The sequence below is a fragment of the Bradyrhizobium genosp. L genome (assembly GCF_015624485.1).
GTDB lineage: Bacteria > Pseudomonadota > Alphaproteobacteria > Rhizobiales > Xanthobacteraceae > Bradyrhizobium.
The window spans coordinates 468,363-489,664 of sequence record NZ_CP061378.1 but is presented as its reverse complement, the minus strand read 5'-3'; the positions used below and the strand labels follow the sequence as shown (position 1 = coordinate 489,664).

Below are 21,302 nucleotides of genomic sequence, written 5' to 3'. Positions count from 1 at the left end.
CCTCCTTGTTGAACCCGCCGTCTCCGCGACCGGGCGTTAAGCTGCAGCAGCCGTTTTTGGCACCAATTCGAGCACGCGATCGACGTCGAGCACGACCATGAGCTGGCCGTCGAGGCGGTGGACGCCGCCGGCGAGCTTGGCCATCCGCGGATCGAGATTGACCGGGTTGTCCTCGCGGCTGGCATCGGGCAGCCGCAGCACCTCGCCGATCTGGTCGATCAGCAGGCCATAGGATTCACCGCGCTGGTCGACGCCGACCGCCATCGGCGGCTGGCCGTCATCGGCCTTGGGCAGCCCGAGCCGGGCCCGCATGTCGACCACGGTGACGATGCGGCCGCGCAGGTTGAGCACGCCGGCGATCTCGCTGGAGGCCAGCGGAACCCGCGTCAGCCGCTCCGGCATGAAGACGTCCTGGACACGGGAGATCGGCAAGCCAAATAGCTGCCCGCCGATCACGGCGGTGACGTATTCGGACATCGCGCCTTCGGTGGTTTCGGTCTTGCTGGTCATCCTGTGATCCCTTTAGGCCGCCCGGCTCAGTTCGGCGGTCTGCTCTTTCAGCGCCGCGATCAGCCCGGGACGATCGAATTTTGCCACGTAGTCATGGAAGCCGGCCTGCCGGCCGCGCTCGATTGCCGCCGGCGAGATCATCGCCGACAGCGCGATGATCGGCATGCCCGTGAGATTGTGGTCGGAGCGGATGCTCTCGGCGAACTCGAACCCGTTCATCTCGGGCATCTCGATGTCGGTCAGCACCACGTCGAAGCTTTGCCCCGAGCGCAGCGCGGCGAGGCCCTCCTGGGCGTTCGGCGCGGTCCGTACCCGGTAGCCGGCGGCCTTCAGCACCGGCGCCAGCATGTTGCGGAAGAAGGCACTGTCGTCGACCAGCAGCACCGACTGCGCCGACATCGACGGGCGCATCTCCTTGCGCGAGAACCAGTCGGCAAACGCCATCGGCAGGAAGTGGCCGACGTCGATCACCTCGGTGGCCTGGCCCTTGATCACGGCCGAGCCCAGAATGCCGTCCTGGCTGCCTGCGACCTCGATGTTGAGGCGCTCCTCGACGATGTCGATGATCTCGTCGACCACGAGCCCCATCGAGCGGCCGTCATCGGCGAACACCAGGATCGGCTGCGAGCCTTGGGTCTGCACCTGGACGCCGGCCATCTGCACCAGCGGCATCAGCTGCTCGCGGTACTGCACCATGTAGCGGCCGTTACTGAGCTCGATCTTGTCGGCCGCAATCTCCTCCAGCCGGGTGACGAGGCTGAGCGGCACCGCCTTGGGCTGGTGATTGCCGGCGCGGAACACCAGCAGCGAGGTCAGCTGCTCGCCGCCATTGGCGTGCGCAGCGGCGCTGTCATCGGCCATGTCATGGGCGGAGGAGCCGGCGGCGCCCAGCGCCTTGGCGATCCCGTTGGGGTCGATGATCATGATCACGGCGCCATCGCCCAGGATGGTATTGCCGGAGAACATGTCGATGTGGCGCAGCTTCGTGGACATCGGCTTGACCACGATCTCCTCGGTGTGGAACACGCCGTCGACCACGATGCCGAAGGTCTGGCTGCCGACTTGCGTCACGACGATAAAGCCGTTCTCGGCGTCGGTGGTGGCGCCGTCGTCGATCTTGAGCAGCTTCTTGAGATGGATCAGCGGCAGCAGCTTGTTGCGCAACCGCAAGACCGCGGTGTCCTTGATCCGCTCGATGCGGTGCTCGGAGTTGGCGCGGGCCCGCACCAGCTCGACCACAGACAATTGCGGGATCGCAAAGCGGTCGCCGCCGGCTTCCACGATCAAAGCCGAGACGATCGCCAGGGTGAGCGGGATCTTGATGGTGACACTGGCGCCCTCGCCGGCCACGCTCTTGATGTCGATGGTGCCGCCGATCTGGTCGATATTGGTGCGCACCACGTCCATGCCGACGCCGCGGCCGGACACCGAGGTCACCTGCGCTGCGGTGGAGAAGCCCGGCGCGAAGATGAACTTGTGGATCTGGGCCTCGGTCATCTTCTCCAGTTCGGCCTCGCTGACGAGACCGTTCTGGAGCGCCTTGGCCTTGATCCGCTCGGTGTTGAGCCCTCTTCCATTGTCGGCGATGCAGATGATGATGTGGCCGCCCTCGTGATAGGCGGACAGCCGGATGGTGCCCTGCTCGCCCTTGCCGCTCGCGACCCGCTCGGCCGGGGTCTCCAGGCCGTGATCGGCGGAGTTGCGCACCATGTGCGTCAGCGGATCCTTGATCAGGTCGAGCACCTGGCGGTCGAGCTCGGTGTCGGCGCCGTGCATCTCGAGCTCGATCTGCTTGCCGAGTTCGCCGGAGAGGTCGCGGACGATGCGGGGCAGCTTCTGCCAGGCATTGCCGATCGGCTGCATGCGCGTCTTCATGACGCCCTCCTGCAGCTCGGCGGTGACGTTGGAGAGGCGCTGCAGCGGCACCTTGAACTCGGTGTCCTCGTTGCGGCGGGAGATCTCGAGCAGCTGGTTGCGGGTCAAGACCAGCTCGGAGACCATGGTCATGAGGTGTTCGAGGGTGTCGACATTGACCCGGATCGACTGGTTGGCGATCTTGTCGCCTTCCTGGACCTCGCTCTCGGCGGCCGTCTTGCGGACCGGCTTCTTGGCGGCCTCGGTGGGCGCGGCCTCGGCAACGGGCGCGGCGGGTTTTGCCACCGGCGGCGGGGCCGGCGCGGCCGCTTCGGTCTCGGTCTCGCGGAAGGCGCGCTCGAGCTCGTCGAGCGAGACCTCGCCTGGACGCAGCGGACGCTCCAGGGTCTGCACCACCAGCGTGCCTTCGGTCATCGCCGGCTGCATCGACGGGGCTTCGACGACAGGCACTTCTTCAGCGGCCGCCATGGCTGCCATGCCGCGCTCGACCATCGCCTCCAGCTGATCGATCAGGTCGCGATCGTTGCCCTCGGGCTCGGCCTCGGTCGCCTCGAGGCCCGCCAAAATCTCCTTGATGCGATCGATCGAGGACAGGATCAGCGTCACCGCCTCTGCCTTGACCGGCATGCCGTCGCGGAATTTGCCCATCAAGGTCTCGCCGGCATGGGCAAGTGCTTCCAGCCGCGGCAATCCCAGGAAACCGCAGGTGCCCTTGATGGTGTGTACAAGCCTAAAAATATTATCCAGGATCTTCGCGTTGTTCGGATCCTGCTCGAACTGCACCAGCTGATTGTCGACCGTATCCAGGCTCTCGCTGCTCTCCGTCAGGAACTCGCGCAACAGATCGTCCATCGGAAAGGCCCCCTCAAAGTGCTGCGGAACGGTCGCCCTGCATCGATAGCCCCCTCGGCTTCACGGCGACGTTAATTTCGCCGTCCGTGCAAATACGGACGGTGAACCATTTCAAGATGTTGCACGATGCATCGGGACATGTGGCCAGCCTCGCAGTAACAGGCACTTACCACCCGAACGGGAAAGAGCCCGTTCCACCGGTCATCGCAATTTGAATCGAATGGAATCCGGCCGCCGTTAAGTGCAGCGAAACTTTCACGGCTGCGACATCAGCCTGCGTCGGGGGCGATCGCCCTTTGGTTGAGGACCGCAAACCCTGGATCATGATGCGATCGAGCGCACAAGCAAAGGCGGCGGAGTTGCCTCCGCCGCCTCGCTATTCGATGTCGGTCGCGGCTGCGCTTAACGGAGCAGCTGCAGAACGCTCTGCTGCGACTGGTTGGCGAGCGCCAGCGCGGACACCGCGATCGACTGACGGGTCGACAGCGCCTGGCTGTTCGCCGCTTCCTCGTTGGTGTCGGCCAGCGTCAGGTTGGACGAGCCGGTCTGCAGTACGTTGATCAGGTTCTTCGAGAAGTCCTGACGGATCTGCACGATCGACAGGTTCGAACCGAGGGTCGACGCCTGGGTACGCAGCAGGCCGCTCGCCGAGTTGAGCGTCTTCAGCGTGGCGTTGGCCGAAGCGTTGTCGATGAAGTCCGTTCCGGCGGTCAGCTTGGTCAGGTTGAGGCCGGAAGCGTCGAAGGTCACGCCCTGGATCTTCAGCGTCGAGGAGCCCGTCTCGTTGAAGGTCAGCTTGAGCTGATCGCCATTGAGCAGGTTGATGCCGTTGTACGACGCGTCCTGGGCGGTCGTGGTGATCTGATCCAGGATGTTATTGTACTGGTTGACCAGGTTGGCGCGGTTCGTCAGCCCAGTCGGGTCCTGCACCGGAGTGCTGCCGGTCTTGCCGTTGAACAGCTTGCCGGTATCGGCCGCGGTGCCACCGACCGTGCCGATGGTCGCCGAGGCGGCATCGTTGGTGGTGCTGATGGTGAGCGCGCCGGTTGCGCTGAGCGAGGCCTGCAGGTTGTTGCCCGCGAGCGCGTTGTTCAGATCGTTGAGCGACTTCACCTTGCCGCTGCCGGTGCCGAAAGTGATGCTGGTGGCGGTGCCATTGCCGGTCGCGCCGATGGTCAGCGTGAGGCCGTCGAGCGGGCTGCCGCCGGCGGAGCCGCTGGCGGTCGCCGAAGCGCCGGCCGGGAAGCCGAGCTGCGTCGCATCGCCGGAGCTGAAGGTGTCGACGGTGACCGCGTCCGAAGCGCCCGCGGTGTTGGTGCTGGTCAGAACCAGCTTGCCGGAACCATCGAGCGTGGCGGCGACCTTGGCGCTGGTGCCGACCTGGGTGTTGATCGCATCCTTGATCTGGGTCGCGGTGTAGGACGAGCCCTTCGCCAGCGTGACGGTCTGGGAGTTGACCTTGAAGGTCAGGTCGGTCGAGGCCGCCGTCAGGTCGAGCGTGGCGAGCGCGGACGAGCCGGTCAGAACGGCGTTGCTCGCAGCAGCCGAGGTGCCAAGCAGGTTGTCGGTGGTCGCGCCGGCGATCGGGTCGGTCGTGAACGACGACTTCGCCGAATAGCCGACCGCCGCCTGCAGCGCCTGGTTGGCGACCGACTTGGCGCTGTCGACCAGCTTCTGCAGCGAGGTGATGCCGGTGTTGGCGGACTGCAGCACCTGGACGCCGTTGCCGATGCCGTCGAGCAGGTTGTTGATGTCGCTGGCGCGGTTGTCGAGCGACTGCGCGGTGAAGAAGTTGGTCGGATTGTCGAGAGCAGTGTTGACCTTCTTGCCGGTCGACAAACGGTTCTGCGTGGTGGCGAGGAGATCGGCGGTCGACTGCAGCGAAAGCAGATTCTGACGGACCGATGACGAGAGGACGATGCCGGACATACTGATACCCTTCTGGATGAACACGATTGACGTGACGCCGCAAATTTCACGCGGCGGTCCGTGCCACACTGGGCCGGCGGCGTGACCCGTTCGTTAAAGCGGCGCTCCGTACAAATACCCAGAGGGCGCGGTCCGGTCATTCTGCGGCCGGCCGCAAAACCGCCGCCCGGTGCCGCCGGTCCGATGCCCACCCGCGGCGGGTTGGCAAAACCTGACGACAGAATCGCCGCGGCGGAATACAGTTAACGGAAATCAATAAATACCACCGAGAGTTGCAATCTCCTGTGGTAGCATCGCCGGCAAAGGCGTGCTTCGGTCGAATCGATATCGATTGCCAGTGCGGCATCGGCTGTCTGCCCTCGAAAGGGTATAAAGTCGATGCCACAACTCTTGTGCAATTGGACAGGCAAGCTATGTTCGTTGCCATTCCACGCGCCAAGAGTAGGTGATGCGAGACCGCAGTGCTCCCGCCCTCGGCAGGAGATCCAATGTCTGCGGTAGCACGTCCGCCCAATCGTCTGTTGCATGCGCTTCCCGCTGCGGATTACGCGCAACTTCATCCGCTTCTCGAAACCGTCGAGTTGACCAAGGAAACAGTGCTGGCCGACGCCGGCGCGCCGGTGCAGCGGGTCTACCTGCCGCACAGCGGCGTGGTCTCGCTGATGGTCAATCTGTCCGACGGGCAGTCGGTCGAGATCGCCACGATCGGACGCGACAGCATTGTCGGCGCGTCGGCTGCGCTTTATGCACGGCCGCTGCTCGCGGACGCCATCGTCGTGGTGCCGGGCACCGCTTCGGTGTTGCGGGCGGAAGATTTCCGCGAGATCGTGGATCGCAGCGCCGCCTTCCGGACCCTGGTCGCTCTTTATGAGCAGGCGCTGATGGCGCAGACGCAACAATCGGTCGCCTGCAACGTCTCGCATCCGGTGGAGGCGCGGCTGTCGCGCTGGCTGCTGCGCGCGCGCGATCTTTGCGGCAGCGAGGCGTTGCCGCTGACCCAGGAGATGCTGGCGCAGATGATCGGTGTCCGACGCAACGCGGTCTCGATCGTCGCACATGGCTTTCAGCAGGCCGGCATCCTGCGCTACAGCCGCGGGCATATCGAAATCACCGACACCGACGGCCTGCGGAAGGCGGCCTGCGAGTGCTACGGGACGGTCAGGCTGCACGCCGAGCAATTGATCGGGCCGGAGGATTGACCGGAGCGAGCCAGCCAGTTGCCGAAATCTGATATGCGGGCTGCCGCGATGCGGCAATCGGCGTATTCTGCTCAGGTTCAAGACGTGGCAGGATGGGACGCGGGGACGTCCGGCTGCGCGCGTCAGCCGTGGTGCCCAGAGTCAAGCTTTGCCGGAAAGGCAGGAGGTTGCTTTGGATACGTTTCCGCGATCACCTAATGGATTTCTGGCGGCGCTGTCGGATAGCGATTTCGAATTGATCCGGCAGCATTTGCGCACGATCGAGCTCGTGGCTGACACGGTGCTGGTCGAGACCGACGAAATGCTCAACCGCATTTACATGCCTCACAAGGGCGTGATCTCGTTGGTGGTCAAGCTGGCGAAAGGCGAGCGCGTGCAGGTCGCGATGGTCGGCCGCGACAGCCTCTACGGCGCGTTCACGCCGCTGGTCGAGGCGCGCGTCTTGAACAATGCCGTCGTGCTGGTGCCCGGCGCCTGTTCGGCGATCGAGGTCGGCGCGTTGCGGGCGGCCGCCGGCGCGAGCCCGACGCTTCGCGCCGCGCTGATCCGGCACGGGCTCGCCGTCTATGCCCAGATCCAGCAGACTGCCGGCTGCAATGCCGCGCACACCGTGGAATCACGGCTGGCGCGGTGCCTGCTGCATACGCGCGATCTCTCCGGCAGCAACAAGATCGTGCTGACGCAGGAGGCGATGGCGCAGATGATCGGCGCGCGGCGCAACAGCGTGTCGCTGGTCGCGCACACCCTGCAGCAGGCGAACTTCATCCATTACAGCCGCGGCCATATCGAGATCACCAATGTCGACGGCCTGATGCGGACTTCATGCGAATGCTACGCCGCGGTCAAGGCGCAGTATGCGGGACTGCTGCAGGGTGAGGACGCCGGCGGGTGATATACGGCCGGCGAGCCGTACTTCTACGGCTCACGATTTTCACCGTCGGATAACGTTGCATCCCCACAGTTGCGCCGAGGATGGGGGAGCCGATGCTGACGTACGAGACGACCGACCACAAGGAAGCCAGGCGCTTCCGCATCGCCCAGTTCAACGGCCGCTCCGCCACCGTCCGCTCGGCCGGCACGGCCGTCACCGGACGCGTGCGCTCGATCGTCGAAAGCAGGGTCGGCACGGCTTCGGCTTGGGTGATCACGATCGTCCCGGACGAGCCGAAACCCGCGGCATCGACCACGCGGCGCGCGCCGCTGCTCTGCCTCGCCACAGAAGATTATCTTTGAAAAAATAACTGCCGTTCAGGCGCCCTGCAGCAGCGCCTTGCGGACGAGATCGGCGGTGTTGCGCGCGCCGAGCTTGCGCATCGCCTCGGCGCGATGGCTCTCGAAGGTGCGCGGGCTGATGTTCATGTGCAGCGCGCCCTGCTTGTTGGAGTAGCCGTCACTGATCAGGCTGAGCACTTCGCGCTCGCGCTTGGTCAGCGGCTTGCGGCCGGCTTCCGGCGCGAACATCACGTCTGATGACGCGGAACGGGACGGCTTGTCGGCGCGCAGCGGCCTGAGATCGGCGGCTGGAAGCGCGTTCGGATAGAGATCGGAAATCTGCTTCAGCATCGCGGAGACGCGCTCGGTCTGCTCGAGCGCGTTCTCGATCACCTGCCGCAAATAGATGCCGTTGCCCGGTGTCTGCGCGAATTGATGGCTGTGCTGCTTGAGCTCGTTCATATAGAGCAGCAGCGCCGTCACCGGTCCGTTGAGCTGGCGGACAACCACGGCGCCGGCCTCCTCCGCCGGCGCGCGCGGGGCGGCCTCCCGGACCTCGAGCGGCGCGTCTTGCCCCATCCAGCTCGGAACGCGGACCTCGGCTCGATTGTCGTGCTGCGTCATAAGTATGGTTTACCGAAGGTGAACTTGTGTCTGCGTTAACGCGAGACCCCGTAGTAATACGGGTAACGCAACTGTGATCTCAGGTTCATGACGCCAAGCAGGCGCAGATCACCGCTGATTTGGCAACGAATCCCGCAGATTCGAGTGGAATTACAGTAGTCTTACGGGACGACGCTGCCGCGGTCCCGGTAGTTTCCCGAGGCCGCGTTTACCTTCCGCCCGCACGCCGGCGCCCAGTCGCGATCATCGATGGCCGCGATTCGAACAGCCAGACACGCTCCAGCGTCATGGCCGGTGCAGCCAAAGGAACTTTTGCAGGAACCGCCCGGTCATCACGGACCTGAACCACCAGCACGCCATTCGCCGGGTCGTCATCGACCATGCCCTCGGTGTCGGGAAGACTTCTCCTTAATCCGGGGTGCAGCGGAGGGCTGTGAAGCGGTTCACATCGGGCAAAGGCGACTGGGGCAAGGGCGACTGCCGGGTCAGGCGAATGTCAATTTACAGCCGCCGGCGCCGCCGCGATGATCGCGGCCGCGGGAAGAGCAGCAAGACCCCGGCAAGGAGGCGACGACGATGCGCGGAAGAATTGGTTCCTGGATGGCGATCGCGGCACTGGCTGCCGCATTGATGGTTGGCACGGACGCACGCGCCCAGACCGCGCAGACCAACAACGCGCCGCCGACGCCCGACAACGCGGTCATGATCACCATCTTCTTCAAGCACGACCAGTCGCGCCCGCTGAGCGAGTTGAACGCCCAGCTCGAACGGCAGGGATTCTACAAGGCGTTTCCGCCCGAAGGCGTCGAGGTCGTCAGCTGGTACGTGATGATGGGCATCGGCCAGGTGGTGACGTTGCGGCTGCCGGCCTCGCGGCTGCGCGAGGTCAACCGCATCATCGAGAATAATGCCTGGGGCGCCTATCGCACCGAATTCTATCCAACCTACGACTACAAGGCGATCGGGATCGAAAGCCACGAGAAGGCGAAGCAATAGCGGGCCGCACGCCGGACCAGCCGATTCTGGATCGGTCAGAATCGGCTGACGTTTGGCTGCCGGCCCACTCTACGCGTGCGTCCGCGCGCGCAGGCTCAGCTTCCTCGCCAGAATCCGCAGGTCCTCGCGGCGCCCGCTGCAGAGCAGGCGGGAGAATTCGTCGGGATCGATGGAGGCATGCAGGAAATCGGCGGATTTGCGCGCGACGCGGCGTAGCCGGATCGATTGGAAGAGACGCTTGAGCATCTTCATGGTTGTTAGCCCCGAGTGAGCGTCACCATTAATTCGCGGTAAGGAAGATTGGTTCCGAGCGCCGGCATCGTCCAGCAGAAATTTCATGTGACGCAGTCAGGCCAACAGCAATTTGCGCTTTCGCACCCGCTCAATCGAATGCCGCACTGCGGCCGGATCGAGCGATCCATCCTGCATCGCAGCCGCGATCATCGCGGCGACGCCAGCCATCTCCTGCTCCTGGTCGAGCAGATTGTTGCCGATACAGACCATGTCCATGCCGGCGGCGATCGCCTGCCGGCTGGCGGCGCCGGTGCCGAGCGCCTTCTGCAAGCCCTGCATCTGCATGTCGTCCGATATCAGGAGCGTCTCCGGCAGGCGGCGGCGCAGCCGGCCGATCCCGGCCGATGACAACGTCATCGGCTTGTGCGCATCCCAGGCACGGACGATGGCGTGGCTGACCAGCACGGCGTCGCCGAAAGTCTTCGGCGCGAGCGCGTAGAACAACTCCTCCTGCTCGGCCCGCAGCGCATCGGAAATGTCCATGAAGTCCAGGTGCGAATCGACATTGGCGCCGCCGATGCCCGGAAAATGCTTCAGGCAAAGGCCGACCCGCGCCTGCCGCGCCGCCGCATGGACCAGCCGTGCATTGGCCTCGACCTCGCCGATGTCGGCCGAATAGGAGCGCTTGATGCCGCCGATATTGGGATTGTCGGGATTATAGTCGACGTCGATGACCGGTGCGAAATTGTAGCGGATGCCGAGCCGGCGCAACTCGCTGTAGCTCGCCGCCAGGATCGCCTCTTTCTCACCGCGCGCGAGCCGATTGAAATCCCGCGCGCTCGGCAGCGGCTGAAAGCCGTTTGCGTCCTTCAGCCGGGCTACCCTCCCGCCCTCCTGGTCGATGAACAGCAGCGGATGCGACGGCAGCGCCGCGATCTCGGCGCAGAGCGATGCGACCTGCGCCGGCGTATCGATGTTGTTGTCGTATTGCCGGCTGCGGCAGGAATAGTCGAACAGGATCACGCCGCCGAGACCGAAGCGCGCGGCAAATTCCGTCAGCCAGGCCGGAACGACCTTGCCGTGGAAACCGAGGATGAAGAGCTCACCGACCGGGACGGGCATTCGGCTATCCTGCGCGCAGAATCAAGCGCGGCATACTGTGACCGGCATAGCATGTCGGCCAGCGGTACGAATATCCTGACCAGCGGACGTTCCCCACGCTCGCACCGCCATGTTAAGAGGGCCACGCACCACGAAACGGCAATCGGAAACGACCATGGCAGCACCTTACGTCCCGCAAATGGCTCTTTATCGCCAGTGGCTGAAGCAGAGCCGCGGGCTTGAGTTTGCCGATTTCGAAGCGATGCGGCGCTGGTCGGTCACCGACATCGACGGCTTCTGGCAGAGCATCTGGGACTATTTCGATCTGCGCTCGCCGACGCCGCACACGGCCGTGCTCGGCGAGCGCAAGATGCCCGGTGCAGTGTGGTTTCCCGGCGCTTCGGTGAACTATGCGCGGCAGGTATTCCGCCATGTCGGGCCGGCGCATGCCGCAGGCTTGCCGGCGCTGATCTCGAGCGGCGAGGACGGCAAGCTCGTCGAGACGAGCTGGCCGGACCTGCAGCGCAAGGTCGCCGCGCTGGCGCTGCATCTGAAGGCCCAGGGCGTGCGCTCCGGCGACCGCGTCGCGGCCTATCTGCCGAACATCCCGGAAACGATCATCGCGTTTCTGGCGACCGCGAGCCTGGGCGCGATCTGGAGCGTCTGCGCACCCGACATGGCGGCGCCCGCCGTGATCGACCGCTTCAAGCAGATCGAACCGAAGGTGCTGATCGCCTGCGATGCCGTCACCTATGCCGGACGGCGCCATGACCGGCAAAGCGTGATCGAGGATTTGCGCCATGCGCTGCCGACGGTCCAGCACGTCATCCTGCACAGCGAGACCGCGTCCGCCGCGACGCGCCTCTCCACCATCCTCGCCGGTCATGGTGCTGACATCGACGGGTTCGAGCCGGCATGGCTGCCATTCGATCACCCGCTCTGGATCGTCTATTCCTCGGGCACGACCGGCCTGCCGAAGCCGATCGTGCACAGCCATGGCGGCATCATCGTCGTCACGCTGCCGCTCGCGGTGCTGCACAACGACATCGGCTGCAGCTATCAGGCAAACTCGTTCGGCGAACGCTTCCATTGGTACTCTTCGACCGGCTGGATCATGTGGAATTGCCAGGCCAACGGCCTGCTCAACGGCACCACCTGCTGCATCTTCGATGGCAGCCCCGGCGGCGCCAAGGACAAGCCGGACTGGACCACGCTGTGGCGCTTCGTCGCCGATGCGAAAGCAACCTTCTTCGGCGCGGGCGCGGCATTCTTCGCCAACTGCACCAAGGCCGAGCTCGACCTTAAGGCGGTCGGCGACCTCTCGGCCCTGCGCGCGCTGGGGTCGACCGGATCGCCGCTGAGCGCCGACACGCAAGCCTGGTTCAATGATCGCTTCGCCGCGCTCGCCAGGACCAACGGCAGCGCCGCGCAGGCCGAGATGTGGTGGGCCAACATTTCCGGCGGCACCGACTTCGCCGGCGCCTTCATCGGCGGCAATCGCGAGCTGCCGCAAACGCCGGGCACCATGCAATGCCGCCTGCTCGGCTGCGCGGTCGAAGCCTTCGACGAGCAGGGCCGCGCTGTGACCAATGAGGTCGGCGAGCTCGTCTGCACCGAGCCGCTGCCCTCGATGCCGCTGCGGTTCTGGAACGATCCCGGCGACGTCCGCTACCGCGCCAGCTATTTCGAGACCTACCCCGATAATTTCGACGGCAGCGGCCGCGGCCCGGTGTGGCGGCACGGCGACTGGCTCAAGATCGAGCCCGATGGCGCTTGCGTGATCTACGGCCGCAGTGACGCCACCATCAACCGCCACGGCCTGCGCATGGGCACCAGCGAGCTCTACTCCGCGATCGAGGCGTTGCCCGAGGTGCTGGATTCGATGGTGGTCGACCTCGAATATCTCGGCCGCGACAGCTACATGCCGCTATTCGTGGTGCTGCGCGACGGCATCGCGCTCGATGCGACGATGAAGGCGCGGATCAACAAGGCCGTCGAGGCCGGCCTGTCGCGGCGCTTCCTGCCCAACGATATCTTCGCCGTCGCCGAGATCCCGCGCACGCTGTCCGGCAAGAAGCAGGAGCTGCCGGTCAAGAAGCTGCTGCTCGGACATCCGGTCGAGAAGGTCATCAACCGCGACGCAATGGCCAATCCGGGGTGCCTGGACTGGTATCTCGACTTTGCGAGGGGCTATCTGAGCAAGACGGCGGGCGCAGGCTAGAGTGAGCCGATGAGGCGCACTGCCAAAAATGTCGAAAACAACCCCATGCAAAGGAGTCGGTGGCTGCCGACATGGCGACTGTCGACACGACAGCTTGACACGTCGGGCAACTCAGTTGCAATATTCCAATATTCCGAAATCGTGCAAACTCCCCCGCCCCAGGCAATCGCCTGTTCGTCGCGGGATCGGCCTATGATCTGTTCGGCACCGCGCGTATCGGTCTGCCGACCTGGTGGCATAATCGGGCCAGAATGAGCTTGCCGGACGGGGCGCCTGCCCCCATCGTGATGCGGAACGACCTCACGGCGCTGCCGGCCTTCGTTCTCGGTCGCGAGCCGACCGGCCCTTGAGGATTGGATGGACATGCAACTCCCCAGCTACATCGACCCGCTCAGCGGCAAGCTCTATCCGCTGGATGTTCCGCGCTGGTGCTCCGACGAGGGCAAGCCGCTGCTGGTGACGCCGCTGGCGGGCATCGCGCGCGATGAGATCGATCGTTCGACACGTTCGCTGTGGCGCTACCGCGCCGCGCTGCCGGTCGAGATCGCACGGCCGATCACGATGGGTGAGGGCTGCACGCCCGTTGTCGAGAAGGCGTGGGGTGAGCTGCGGCCGCACTTCAAGCTCGAATGGTTCAATCCGACCGCAAGCTTCAAGGACCGCGGCACCACGGTGATGCTGTCGTTGCTGCGCCAGCTCGGCATCGATGCCGTGCTGGAAGACAGCTCCGGCAATGGCGGCGCGTCGGTGTCGGCCTACGGCGCCGCGGGCGGCATGCGGGTCAAGATCCTTGCGCCGGCCACGACCTCGCCGATGAAGGTTGCGCAGATGCATGCCTTCGGCGCCGAGGTGCAACTGGTCGAAGGCCCGCGCGAGGAATCCGAGGCGGAAGCGATCCGGCAGTCCAGACAGATCTTCTACTCCAGCCACAATTGGCAGCCGTTCTTCCTGCAAGGCACCAAGTCGCTGGCCTACGAGATCTGGGAAGATTTCGGCTTCACCGCGCCTGACAATGTCATCATGCCGGTCGGCGCCGGCAGCAGCCTGCTCGGCTGCTATATCGGCTTCAAGGAGCTGCTGGCGGCCGGGCAGATCGCGCGGCTGCCACGACTATTCGCATCGCAACCGCTGAACTGCTCGCCGGTCGATGCCTCCTTTGTCGCCGGCGTCGATACGCCTGTGAACCGCGAAGTGAGCAAGACCATCGCCGAGGGCACCGCGATCAAGCATCCGCTGCGGCTGAAGCAGATGATTGCCGCACTGAAGGAGAGCGGCGGCGGCACGATTGCGATTCCGGAGGATGGCATCATCGCGGCGTTGAAGCGGATGGCGCAGAGCGGCCTGTTCGTCGAGCCGACCTCGGCGTCGGCCGCAGCTGCGCTCGACGTGCTGAATGAGCGCGACGCGATCAAGGCAAGCCAGCGCACCGTCGTCATCATCAGCGGGACCGGCATCAAGGCCGCCGGGCTGATCACCGAGCTGCTGGCGTAGGGTTAGCAGGAGGCTCGCTCCACCTCGCCCCGCTTGCGGGGAGAGGTCGGAACGCATCGTCAGATGCGTTCCGGGTGAGGGGGAGTTTCCGCGAGTCCGTCTATCACCTTGTATGCGGAAGCAGCCCCTCACCCCAACCCTCTCCCCGTAAGAACGGGGCGAGGGGGTGCAGTCCCGCCGCCGCTACATCTTTTCACACCCGAGGTTCGCCCAGCGTGTGCATGAGCCGGTTGGCCCAACCGAACAGCGCGGCCGACAGCACGAGATCGAGCTGCTCGAGCTCGCTCAACCCGGCATCCGTCAGCGCCTTGGCATCCTCAGGTCCGAGCTCGACCGGCGTGGTCGAGAGCTTTGCGGCGAAGTCGAACAGCGCCTGGTCCCGCGGCGGCAGTTTTGCGTCGCGCTCATCAGTGAAGATGGCGTCGATCACATCGGCGCGACGGGTGATGCCGAGGAAGCGCGAGGCGTGCACGGCGGCGCAATAGACGCAGCGGTTGACGATCGATGCGCCGACCGCGCCGAGCTCGCGCTCTGCCGACGACAGGCCATCCTTGCCGTACATGATCAGGTTGAACAGCGGTGAGCGCACCTCGAGCGATTCCGGGTCATGCGCGAGCGTCAGCACATAGGGCGTGAACCCGGTGCTCGACGGCGTCACCTGCATCGCCTTGAGCTGCTCGGGTGACGCGGTCGCGAGATCGACCGGCGTCACATAGGGCGACCAGGTCGGGACTTTGGCGATGAACTGATGGACCGACTCGCTCATTGCACGCCTTTCAAGACCTTGAGGCCGGCGATGACCCGCAGTTGATAATTCACGAAGGCAGCAAGCTCGGCGAGCCGCACGATATCGGGCTCGCTGACGCCGGCAGCCTTGAGCCGCTCGATGTCCTGCCGTGTCGCCTCGCGCGGTGCGACCGTCAGGAGATCGGTATGGCGCGCCACGGCATCGAGCCGCGGCTCGCCGCTGAGACCCTTGGGATGCGCCAGCGGCGCGACGTCGAGATCGCCGGAATGCGCCAGATAGTTGTCGTAGTGACCGGCCAGATCGTCATTGCCGACATGCCGGGACATCCGCGCCGCGAGCGCGGCCCGCAGCGCGTGACTGAGCCCGCCGGGATCGCGCGGCAACAGCACGGCGTCGTGCGCGGCTTCGCTCAGCCGCAGGATCTCGGCCCGCATTGTCATGGCTTCGCCAAGCTTCGAGCCCGGCGCAACGCCAGCGAAGGTTTCGATCAGCGTGGTCATGAAGTCTCTCTGAGGTCACGGGGGTTCGGCACATCCTCGACCGCGAGGCCGAGGGGTTGCACGCCGCCGAGGAACGCGTTCAACGCGGCTTCATAAGGCGCAGGATCGAGCCCGCGGGCGGCGAGCCACGCCGGATCGTAATAGGTCTGGCGGTAGCGCTCGCCGGAATCGCAGATCAGCGTGACCAGCGATCCGGTCTCGCCGGCATCGCGCATCTCCGACGCCAGGCGGCACAGCGCCAGGAAATTGGTGCCGGTCGAGCCGCCGACCGCCCGCCGCAACAGCCGCGACAGCACGTTCATCGCGGCGATCGACGCGGCATCCGGGATCTTCATCATGCGATCGACGACCCCAGGCACGAACGACGGCTCGCAGCGCGGCCGGCCGACGCCCTCGATCAGCGTCGGCCGCTCGCAGACATGGGAACGATCCTGGGTGCGGAAGCAGTCGAAGAAGGCGGAGTGCTCGACATCGGCGACGCAGAGCCTTGTCGGAAACTGGCGATAGCGCAGATAGCGCCCGATGGTCGCCGACGTGCCGCCGGTGCCGGCGCCCATCACGATCCATTCGGGCTGCGGCCGTTGCTCGCCCTTGAGCTGGGTGAAGATCGACTCGGCGATGTTGTTGTTGCCGCGCCAGTCGGTGGCGCGCTCGGCAAAGGTGAATTGGTCCATGTAGTGACCGCCGAGACGCTCGGCGAGCGCGGTGGCCTCGGCATAGAGCGCACGGCCGTCGTCGATCAAATGGCAATTGCCGCCGTAATGCTCGATCGCGGCGATCTTCTCGCAAGACGTCGTGCGCGGCATCACCGTATAGAAGGGAACGTCGATCATCTGTGCGAAATAGGCCTCGGAGACCGCGGTCGAGCCCGACGACGCTTCGACCACGGCAGTGCCTTCGCGGATATGCCCGTTGCACAGCGCGTAGAGGAACAGCGAGCGCGCCAGCCGGTGCTTGAGGCTGCCGGTCGGATGGGTCGATTCGTCCTTCAGATAGATGTCGATGCCGGACAGCGCCGGCACGATCAGCCGCATCAGATGGGTGTCGGCAGTCCGGCACTGATCCGCCTCGATCGCGGAGATGGCGTCATCGACCCAGCCGCGCCGGTAGCTCGGACCGGCCGATGGGGACTGGCGGGGAGGCGTAAACCCGTTCGACATGGCGCCATTTAATCATGATCCGGATTTTGGATCAAGAAATCTCTATCATTCTAAAATCAGATGATACAAGATCGTGTCATGCAAGACGATGTCATCGATATCCGCCTGCTGGAGGCCTTCGCGGCCGTGATGTCGGCCGGCAGCATCACCGGCGCGGCACGGCTGCTCGGCCGCTCGCAGCCGGTGGTGACGCGGCAGATCCAGGACCTGGAGACCGACGTCGGCTATCTGCTGTTTTCCCGGAACGGGCCGCGCATCAGCCCGACGCCGAAGGGCATCCTGTTCCACGCCGAGGTCGAGCGGCTGCTGCTCGGGCTGAAGCACATTCGCGAACGTGCAACCGCAATCGGCGCCGGCGCCTTGCCGGTGCTCAGCCTCGCCGCGATCCCGGCGCTGGCCGGCGGCATCGTGCCGGTCGCACTGGCGACGGTGGACCCAACGCTGCTGCCGCGGCAGGTCCATGTGCAGTCGCTCTCGGCCGAGAACGTCGTGCAATCGGTGCTGTCGCAATCGGTGGATTTCGGGCTCGCCAGCCTGCCGGTGCAGCACCCGGGCCTCGACGTGCAATGGGTTTGCGAAGTGCCGTGCGTGGCGTGCCTTGCCGCCGATCATCCGCTGGCGAAGCGCAAGACGATTCGCCTGAAGGATCTCGACGGCCGAAGGCTGTTGACCATGGCCAATCCTTACCGGCTCCGCCGCCGGGTCGATGAGGCGATCGCGCGCGCGGGCGCTGTGCCGGCCGAGATGATCGACACCAACTCCTCGCTGACGGCAATCGCGATGGCCAAGCAGTCGCTCGGGATCGCGATCGTCGAGCCGGTGCTGACGGCGAGCCTTTCGATGGAGGGCGTCGTCACCCGCCCGCTCGACGCCGTCATTCCGTTCCTGTTCGCCGCGGTCGCACCGGCCGGGCGCGAGCTGACGCCGACGCTCGCGGCGATCAACGGCGCGCTGCGCGCGGCAGTCACATTGATGCCCGGCGCGAAGCTGCATGGCGGCGAAGCCGCGTTGCCCGAAGTCGAGACATTCGAGAGAGAAGGTTCATGACGCCGACCGCGGCCGACGCAACCGGACTAGCCGCGCTCGAGGCGCGCTTGAAGCAGGACCTCGCCTGGCTCGAGCTGCCGTCGAAATCCTGGGTGCCGCGCCGCGTGGTCGACGGCCAGGACGTGATCGACGTCGTGATCGTCGGCGCCGGCATGGCCGGCCTCGTCACCTCGGGGATGCTGAAGCGGCTCGGGGTCGACAATCACAGGGTGATCGACCGTGCGCCGACCGGGCAGGAAGGGCCGTGGGTGACCTTCGCGCGGATGCGCACGCTGCGCTCGCCGAAGGAGCTGACGGGACCGGCGATGGGCCTGCCGGCGCTGACCTTCCGCGCCTTCTATGAGGCGCAATATGGCGAGGCGGCGTGGAAGACACTCGACCGCGCGCCGCGCCCGATGTGGATGGACTACCTGATCTGGTATCGCAAGGTGCTCGACCTGCCCGTGCGCAACGAGGTCACGGTCGAGCGCATCCACGCGCGGCCCGACGAACTGCTGGCGCTCGACATCAGCGACCGCGGCATCGCGCGAAAACTGCTCGTGCGTCACGTCGTGCTGGCGACCGGGCGCGACGGCCTCGGCGGCCCCTATGTGCCGCCGCTCGCGGATGCCATCGACAAGCGCTTCTGGGCGCACTCCGCCGACGACATCGATTTCGCGCAGCTGCGCGGCAAGCGTGTCGCCGTGGTCGGCGCCGGCGCTTCCGCGATGGACAATGCGGCAACCGCGCTGGAAGCCGGTGCCGCGAGACTCGATCTCTTCATCCGGCGGGCAGATATCCCGCGCATCAACAAGTTCACCGGCATCGGCAGCCAGGGCGTCGTGCATGGCTTTGCCGGCCTGCCTGATGATTGGAAGTGGCGCTTCCTCGATCACACGTTGCGGGCGCAGACCCCGCCGCCGCGGCCGAGCGTGCTGCGTATCTCCTCGCACGAGCAATCGCATTTCCATCTGGCGAGCCCGGTCACCGATCTCGCGGTTGAGAACGACCATCTGGTGGTGACGACGCCCAAGGGCCGCTACCCGACCGACTTCATCATCTTCGGCACCGGCTTCAACGTCGATTTCGGCCTGCGCCCGGAGCTCGCCGAGTTCGCGTCCCACATCCGCACCTGGTCCGATCGCTTCACGCCACCGGACGGCATGGCCAATGCCGAATTGGAATCCTCGCCCGATCTCGGCGAGACCTTCGAATTCCTCGAGAAGGTGCCGGGCGCCTGTCCCGCGCTGGCGCGGCTGCACTGCTTCAACTATCCGGCGACACTCAGCCACGGCAAGCTCTCAGGCGACATCCCGGCGATCAGCGAGGGCGCCGACCGGCTGGCGCGCGGCCTCGTGCGTGAGCTGTTCGTCGAGGATCGCGCACACCATTTCGAAAGCCTCAAGGCGTTCGCGACGCCCGAGCTGCTCGGCGACGAATGGACCGACGCCGACGCGACACCTTCAGCGGGATAAAGCCGCCCCTCAAACCACAGGCCAGCCGAGATGCAGACCACCAACCGGAGTGCCATCGTGGCGGCGATCGCCGGCAATGCGATGGAATGGTACGACTTCACGATCTTCGCGCTGATGACCCCGGTCATCAAAAGCCTGTTCTTTCCGGTCGACCCCAACATTCCCGGCAGCGAGATCAACGCGCTGCTGCTGACCACCGCCTTGTTCGGCGCCGGTTTCGTGATGCGGCCGATCGGCGGCCTCGTGCTCGGCTATTACGGCGACGCCAAGGGCCGCAAGGCCGCGATGACGCTCGGCATGGGGCTGATGGCGCTGGCGGTCGCCATGCTGTCGTTGACGCCGACCTATGCCACGGTCGGCGCCGCGGCCCCGTTCATCGTGCTGGTCGCGCGCCTGCTGCAGGGATTTTCGGTCGGCGGCGAGTTCGGCACCTCGACCGCGTACCTGATCGAGGCCGCGCCGCCCGGCCGCACCGGTTTCTACGGCTCGTGGCAGATATCAGGGCAATTGATGGCGAATGCGCTCGGCGCGACGCTGGGCGCCGGCCTGACCCTGATGTTCACGCCGGAACAGCTCGCGGCCGGCGCGTGGCGGATTCCCTTCCTGATCGGCCTGGCGATCATTCCGATCCTGCTGGTGATGCGCGCAAGGCTGGTCGAGCCGGACGCGCTGCGCAAGGACAAGGCGGCGGCACCGCGCGCCGCGTTCACCAGCGATTTGAAGCGTCCGGGCCGCAACTATCTGATCGGCATGGGCATGGTGGTCGCGAGCGCGGTCTCGTTCTACGTCACCTTCGGTTACACCGTGACCTACGCCAAGGAGGTGCTGAAGCTGCCGCTGATGCAGAGCTTCCTGGTGCAGATGATCGCGGCATTGGTGATGGTGATCGTGGTGCCGATCGCCGGCGCGATCTCCGACCGCGCTCCGCGCAAGCCGCTGCTGCTGGCGTCGCTGACCGGCTATTTCGTCCTGCTCTACCCCTTGTACAGCTGGGTGATCGCGGGGCCGTCGATCATGAAGCTGCTGGTGGCCCAGGTCGTGATCGGATGCTTCGGCGCTTTCTTCCTCGGCGTCTACTGCACCACGCTGGTCGAGCTGTTCCCGGCCCGGATCCGCTCGACCTCGCTTTCGATCGTCAACAACGTCGCGGTGCTGATCTCGGGCGGCTTCGCGCAGTTCTTCGTGACCTGGCTGATCGCGCTGACGGCCTCGCCGCTGGCGCCGATCCTCTATGTGATGATCGGCGTCGGCCTCGGCCTGATCTCTGTCATCGCGATGCGGCCCGCCGACATCAAGCGCGAACCGGGTTAGACCCGCTTCAACAGATAGAGCCGCGTGACGTAGGGAAACACCACCTCGTCGGCATCACCGAGACCGGCCTCGCGCAGGATCTCGTCGGTCCGCGCGCGTACCACGGCCTTTTCGGCATCGGCAAGCGCGGCGACATAGCTCGTCGACACTACGCGCGCGTAGACGCCTTGCCGCGCCATCCGGTGCGGATGATCTTGCACGATCTCCCGCTCGAGCGCGAAGCGCGGATCGTTCAAAACCCACCGCCATCGTCCCGATTGATGCCGCGGCGTATCGCCGGCATATTTTTCGATCATGCGGGACAGCGCAAGCACCCACGGCGTGCCGTCGTCGCGGACATTCCAGACCAGCGCGAACGATCCGCCGGGACGCAGGATGCGCGCGATCTCGGCCACCGACGCCTCGTTGTCGAACCAGTGGAAGGCCTGGGCGCAAGTGACGAGATCGACGCTGCCGGTTTCCAGCCCGATCGCATCGGCGCGCGTGTTGATGACCTCGATCCGCGGTTCTTTGGCCAGCGCGGCCGACATCTCGGCGACCGCCTCGACCGCGACCAGCCGTGCAGTCGGGGACAGATGCGGCAGCAGCAGACGGGTGAACTTGCCGGTTCCAGCGCCGAGATCGACGACGCAGTGCGCGGCCTGGAGTGGCAAGGCAGCGACGATCTCCGCCGGATAGCTGGGCCGGCCAGCCTCGTAGGCGCCGACCGCGCCGCGGTAGTTCAATGCCGTGGGGTTCAGTGTCATTTGCTGCTCCTGCGCGCCATGCTGTGTGCAGGATGGGTATAGAGCAGTGGCTGCACACGACTGGAAGAGCGCGCCCATTCAAAATTCGCTGC

At 65.5% G+C, this 21,302-nt stretch carries 20 protein-coding genes; 9 read left to right on the top strand and 11 right to left on the bottom strand.

Going from position 1 to position 21,302, the window contains the following annotated elements:
- Positions 1-36: 36 nt before the first annotated feature.
- The 3 genes from IC762_RS02305 to IC762_RS02295 all read right to left on the bottom strand — a co-directional run bounded on the left by IC762_RS02305 (position 37) and on the right by IC762_RS02295 (position 5,166).
- The gene (locus tag IC762_RS02305; protein WP_195787047.1) at positions 37-510 is read right to left on the bottom strand and encodes a chemotaxis protein CheW; all 474 of its coding nucleotides are present in this window, start codon (positions 508-510) and stop codon (positions 37-39) included.
- Positions 511-522: 12 nt separating this feature from the next.
- On the bottom strand, positions 523-3,237 hold the full coding sequence (locus IC762_RS02300) for a hybrid sensor histidine kinase/response regulator (RefSeq protein WP_195787046.1): 2,715 nt from the start codon (positions 3,235-3,237) through the stop codon (positions 523-525).
- A 402-nt stretch (positions 3,238-3,639) separates the two neighbouring features.
- Positions 3,640-5,166: a flagellin gene (locus tag IC762_RS02295; RefSeq protein WP_195787045.1), complete on the bottom strand. Its 1,527-nt coding sequence runs from the start codon at positions 5,164-5,166 to the stop codon at positions 3,640-3,642.
- A gap of 488 nt (positions 5,167-5,654) precedes the next feature.
- Here IC762_RS02295 and IC762_RS02290 point away from each other — a divergent pair, with 488 nt between their 5' ends.
- The 3 genes from IC762_RS02290 (at position 5,655) to IC762_RS02280 (ending at position 7,598) form a co-directional block, all read left to right on the top strand.
- Positions 5,655-6,365 (top strand): Crp/Fnr family transcriptional regulator, encoded by a 711-nt coding sequence (locus IC762_RS02290; RefSeq protein ID WP_246801398.1) that lies wholly within the window; start codon positions 5,655-5,657, stop codon positions 6,363-6,365.
- 172 nt (positions 6,366-6,537) lie between these two features.
- Positions 6,538-7,257, top strand: coding sequence for a Crp/Fnr family transcriptional regulator (locus IC762_RS02285; protein WP_195787044.1), 720 nt, complete (start codon positions 6,538-6,540; stop codon positions 7,255-7,257).
- Between the two features lie 92 nt (positions 7,258-7,349).
- A complete protein-coding gene (locus IC762_RS02280) occupies positions 7,350-7,598 on the top strand; it encodes a hypothetical protein (RefSeq protein WP_195787043.1) in 249 nt (82 codons plus the stop codon).
- Between the two features lie 15 nt (positions 7,599-7,613).
- Here IC762_RS02280 and IC762_RS02275 read toward each other — a convergent pair whose 3' ends face one another.
- Together IC762_RS02275 and IC762_RS02270 are read right to left on the bottom strand one after the other, a co-directional pair.
- Entirely contained in the window at positions 7,614-8,201 is a 588-nt protein-coding gene (locus IC762_RS02275; RefSeq protein ID WP_195787042.1) for a response regulator transcription factor, read from the bottom strand.
- 208 nt (positions 8,202-8,409) lie between these two features.
- Positions 8,410-8,583, bottom strand: coding sequence for a hypothetical protein (locus tag IC762_RS02270; protein ID WP_195787041.1), 174 nt, complete (start codon positions 8,581-8,583; stop codon positions 8,410-8,412).
- A 248-nt stretch (positions 8,584-8,831) separates the two neighbouring features.
- Here IC762_RS02270 and IC762_RS02265 point away from each other — a divergent pair, with 248 nt between their 5' ends.
- A complete protein-coding gene (locus IC762_RS02265) occupies positions 8,832-9,197 on the top strand; it encodes a hypothetical protein (protein WP_246801752.1) in 366 nt (121 codons plus the stop codon).
- Between the two features lie 69 nt (positions 9,198-9,266).
- Here the strand turns inward: IC762_RS02265 and IC762_RS02260 are convergent, their stop codons facing one another.
- Positions 9,267-9,449 (bottom strand): hypothetical protein, encoded by a 183-nt coding sequence (locus IC762_RS02260; RefSeq protein WP_195787040.1) that lies wholly within the window; start codon positions 9,447-9,449, stop codon positions 9,267-9,269.
- A 96-nt stretch (positions 9,450-9,545) separates the two neighbouring features.
- A complete protein-coding gene (locus IC762_RS02255) occupies positions 9,546-10,553 on the bottom strand; it encodes a glycoside hydrolase family 3 protein (RefSeq protein WP_195787039.1) in 1,008 nt (335 codons plus the stop codon).
- 154 nt (positions 10,554-10,707) lie between these two features.
- On the opposite strand from IC762_RS02255, the gene IC762_RS02250 reads away from it, so the two are divergent.
- On the top strand, positions 10,708-12,753 hold the full coding sequence (locus IC762_RS02250) for an acetoacetate--CoA ligase (protein WP_195787038.1): 2,046 nt from the start codon (positions 10,708-10,710) through the stop codon (positions 12,751-12,753).
- A gap of 363 nt (positions 12,754-13,116) precedes the next feature.
- On the top strand, positions 13,117-14,244 hold the full coding sequence (locus tag IC762_RS02245) for a threonine synthase (protein ID WP_195787037.1): 1,128 nt from the start codon (positions 13,117-13,119) through the stop codon (positions 14,242-14,244).
- A gap of 193 nt (positions 14,245-14,437) precedes the next feature.
- Here IC762_RS02245 and IC762_RS02240 read toward each other — a convergent pair whose 3' ends face one another.
- Genes IC762_RS02240 through IC762_RS02230 form a run of 3 tightly spaced genes read right to left on the bottom strand, consistent with a single transcriptional unit; the run spans position 14,438 to position 16,652 of the window.
- Entirely contained in the window at positions 14,438-15,010 is a 573-nt protein-coding gene (locus tag IC762_RS02240; protein WP_195787036.1) for a peroxidase-related enzyme, read from the bottom strand.
- A complete protein-coding gene (locus IC762_RS02235) occupies positions 15,007-15,492 on the bottom strand; it encodes a CMD domain-containing protein (protein WP_195787035.1) in 486 nt (161 codons plus the stop codon). The genes IC762_RS02240 and IC762_RS02235 overlap by 4 nt, the downstream gene beginning before the upstream one ends.
- Positions 15,489-16,652, bottom strand: a complete 1,164-nt coding sequence (locus IC762_RS02230) for a PLP-dependent cysteine synthase family protein (protein ID WP_195787034.1) — start codon at positions 16,650-16,652, stop codon at positions 15,489-15,491. The genes IC762_RS02235 and IC762_RS02230 overlap by 4 nt, the downstream gene beginning before the upstream one ends.
- A 78-nt stretch (positions 16,653-16,730) precedes the next feature.
- On the opposite strand from IC762_RS02230, the gene IC762_RS02225 reads away from it, so the two are divergent.
- Genes IC762_RS02225 through IC762_RS02215 form a run of 3 tightly spaced genes read left to right on the top strand, consistent with a single transcriptional unit; the run spans position 16,731 to position 20,464 of the window.
- Positions 16,731-17,699, top strand: coding sequence for a LysR family transcriptional regulator (locus IC762_RS02225; protein ID WP_195787033.1), 969 nt, complete (start codon positions 16,731-16,733; stop codon positions 17,697-17,699).
- Entirely contained in the window at positions 17,696-19,153 is a 1,458-nt protein-coding gene (locus tag IC762_RS02220) for an NAD(P)-binding domain-containing protein (RefSeq protein WP_195787032.1), read from the top strand. Before IC762_RS02225 ends, IC762_RS02220 begins: the two co-directional genes overlap by 4 nt.
- Positions 19,154-19,183: 30 nt before the next feature.
- Positions 19,184-20,464, top strand: coding sequence for an MFS transporter (locus IC762_RS02215; RefSeq protein ID WP_195787031.1), 1,281 nt, complete (start codon positions 19,184-19,186; stop codon positions 20,462-20,464).
- On the opposite strand, the gene IC762_RS02210 is transcribed toward IC762_RS02215, so the two are convergent.
- Complete coding sequence (locus IC762_RS02210; RefSeq protein WP_195787030.1) at positions 20,461-21,210, bottom strand: class I SAM-dependent methyltransferase; 750 nt, start codon at positions 21,208-21,210, stop codon at positions 20,461-20,463. The genes IC762_RS02215 and IC762_RS02210 overlap by 4 nt on opposite strands.
- Between the last annotated feature and the right edge of the window lie 92 nt (positions 21,211-21,302).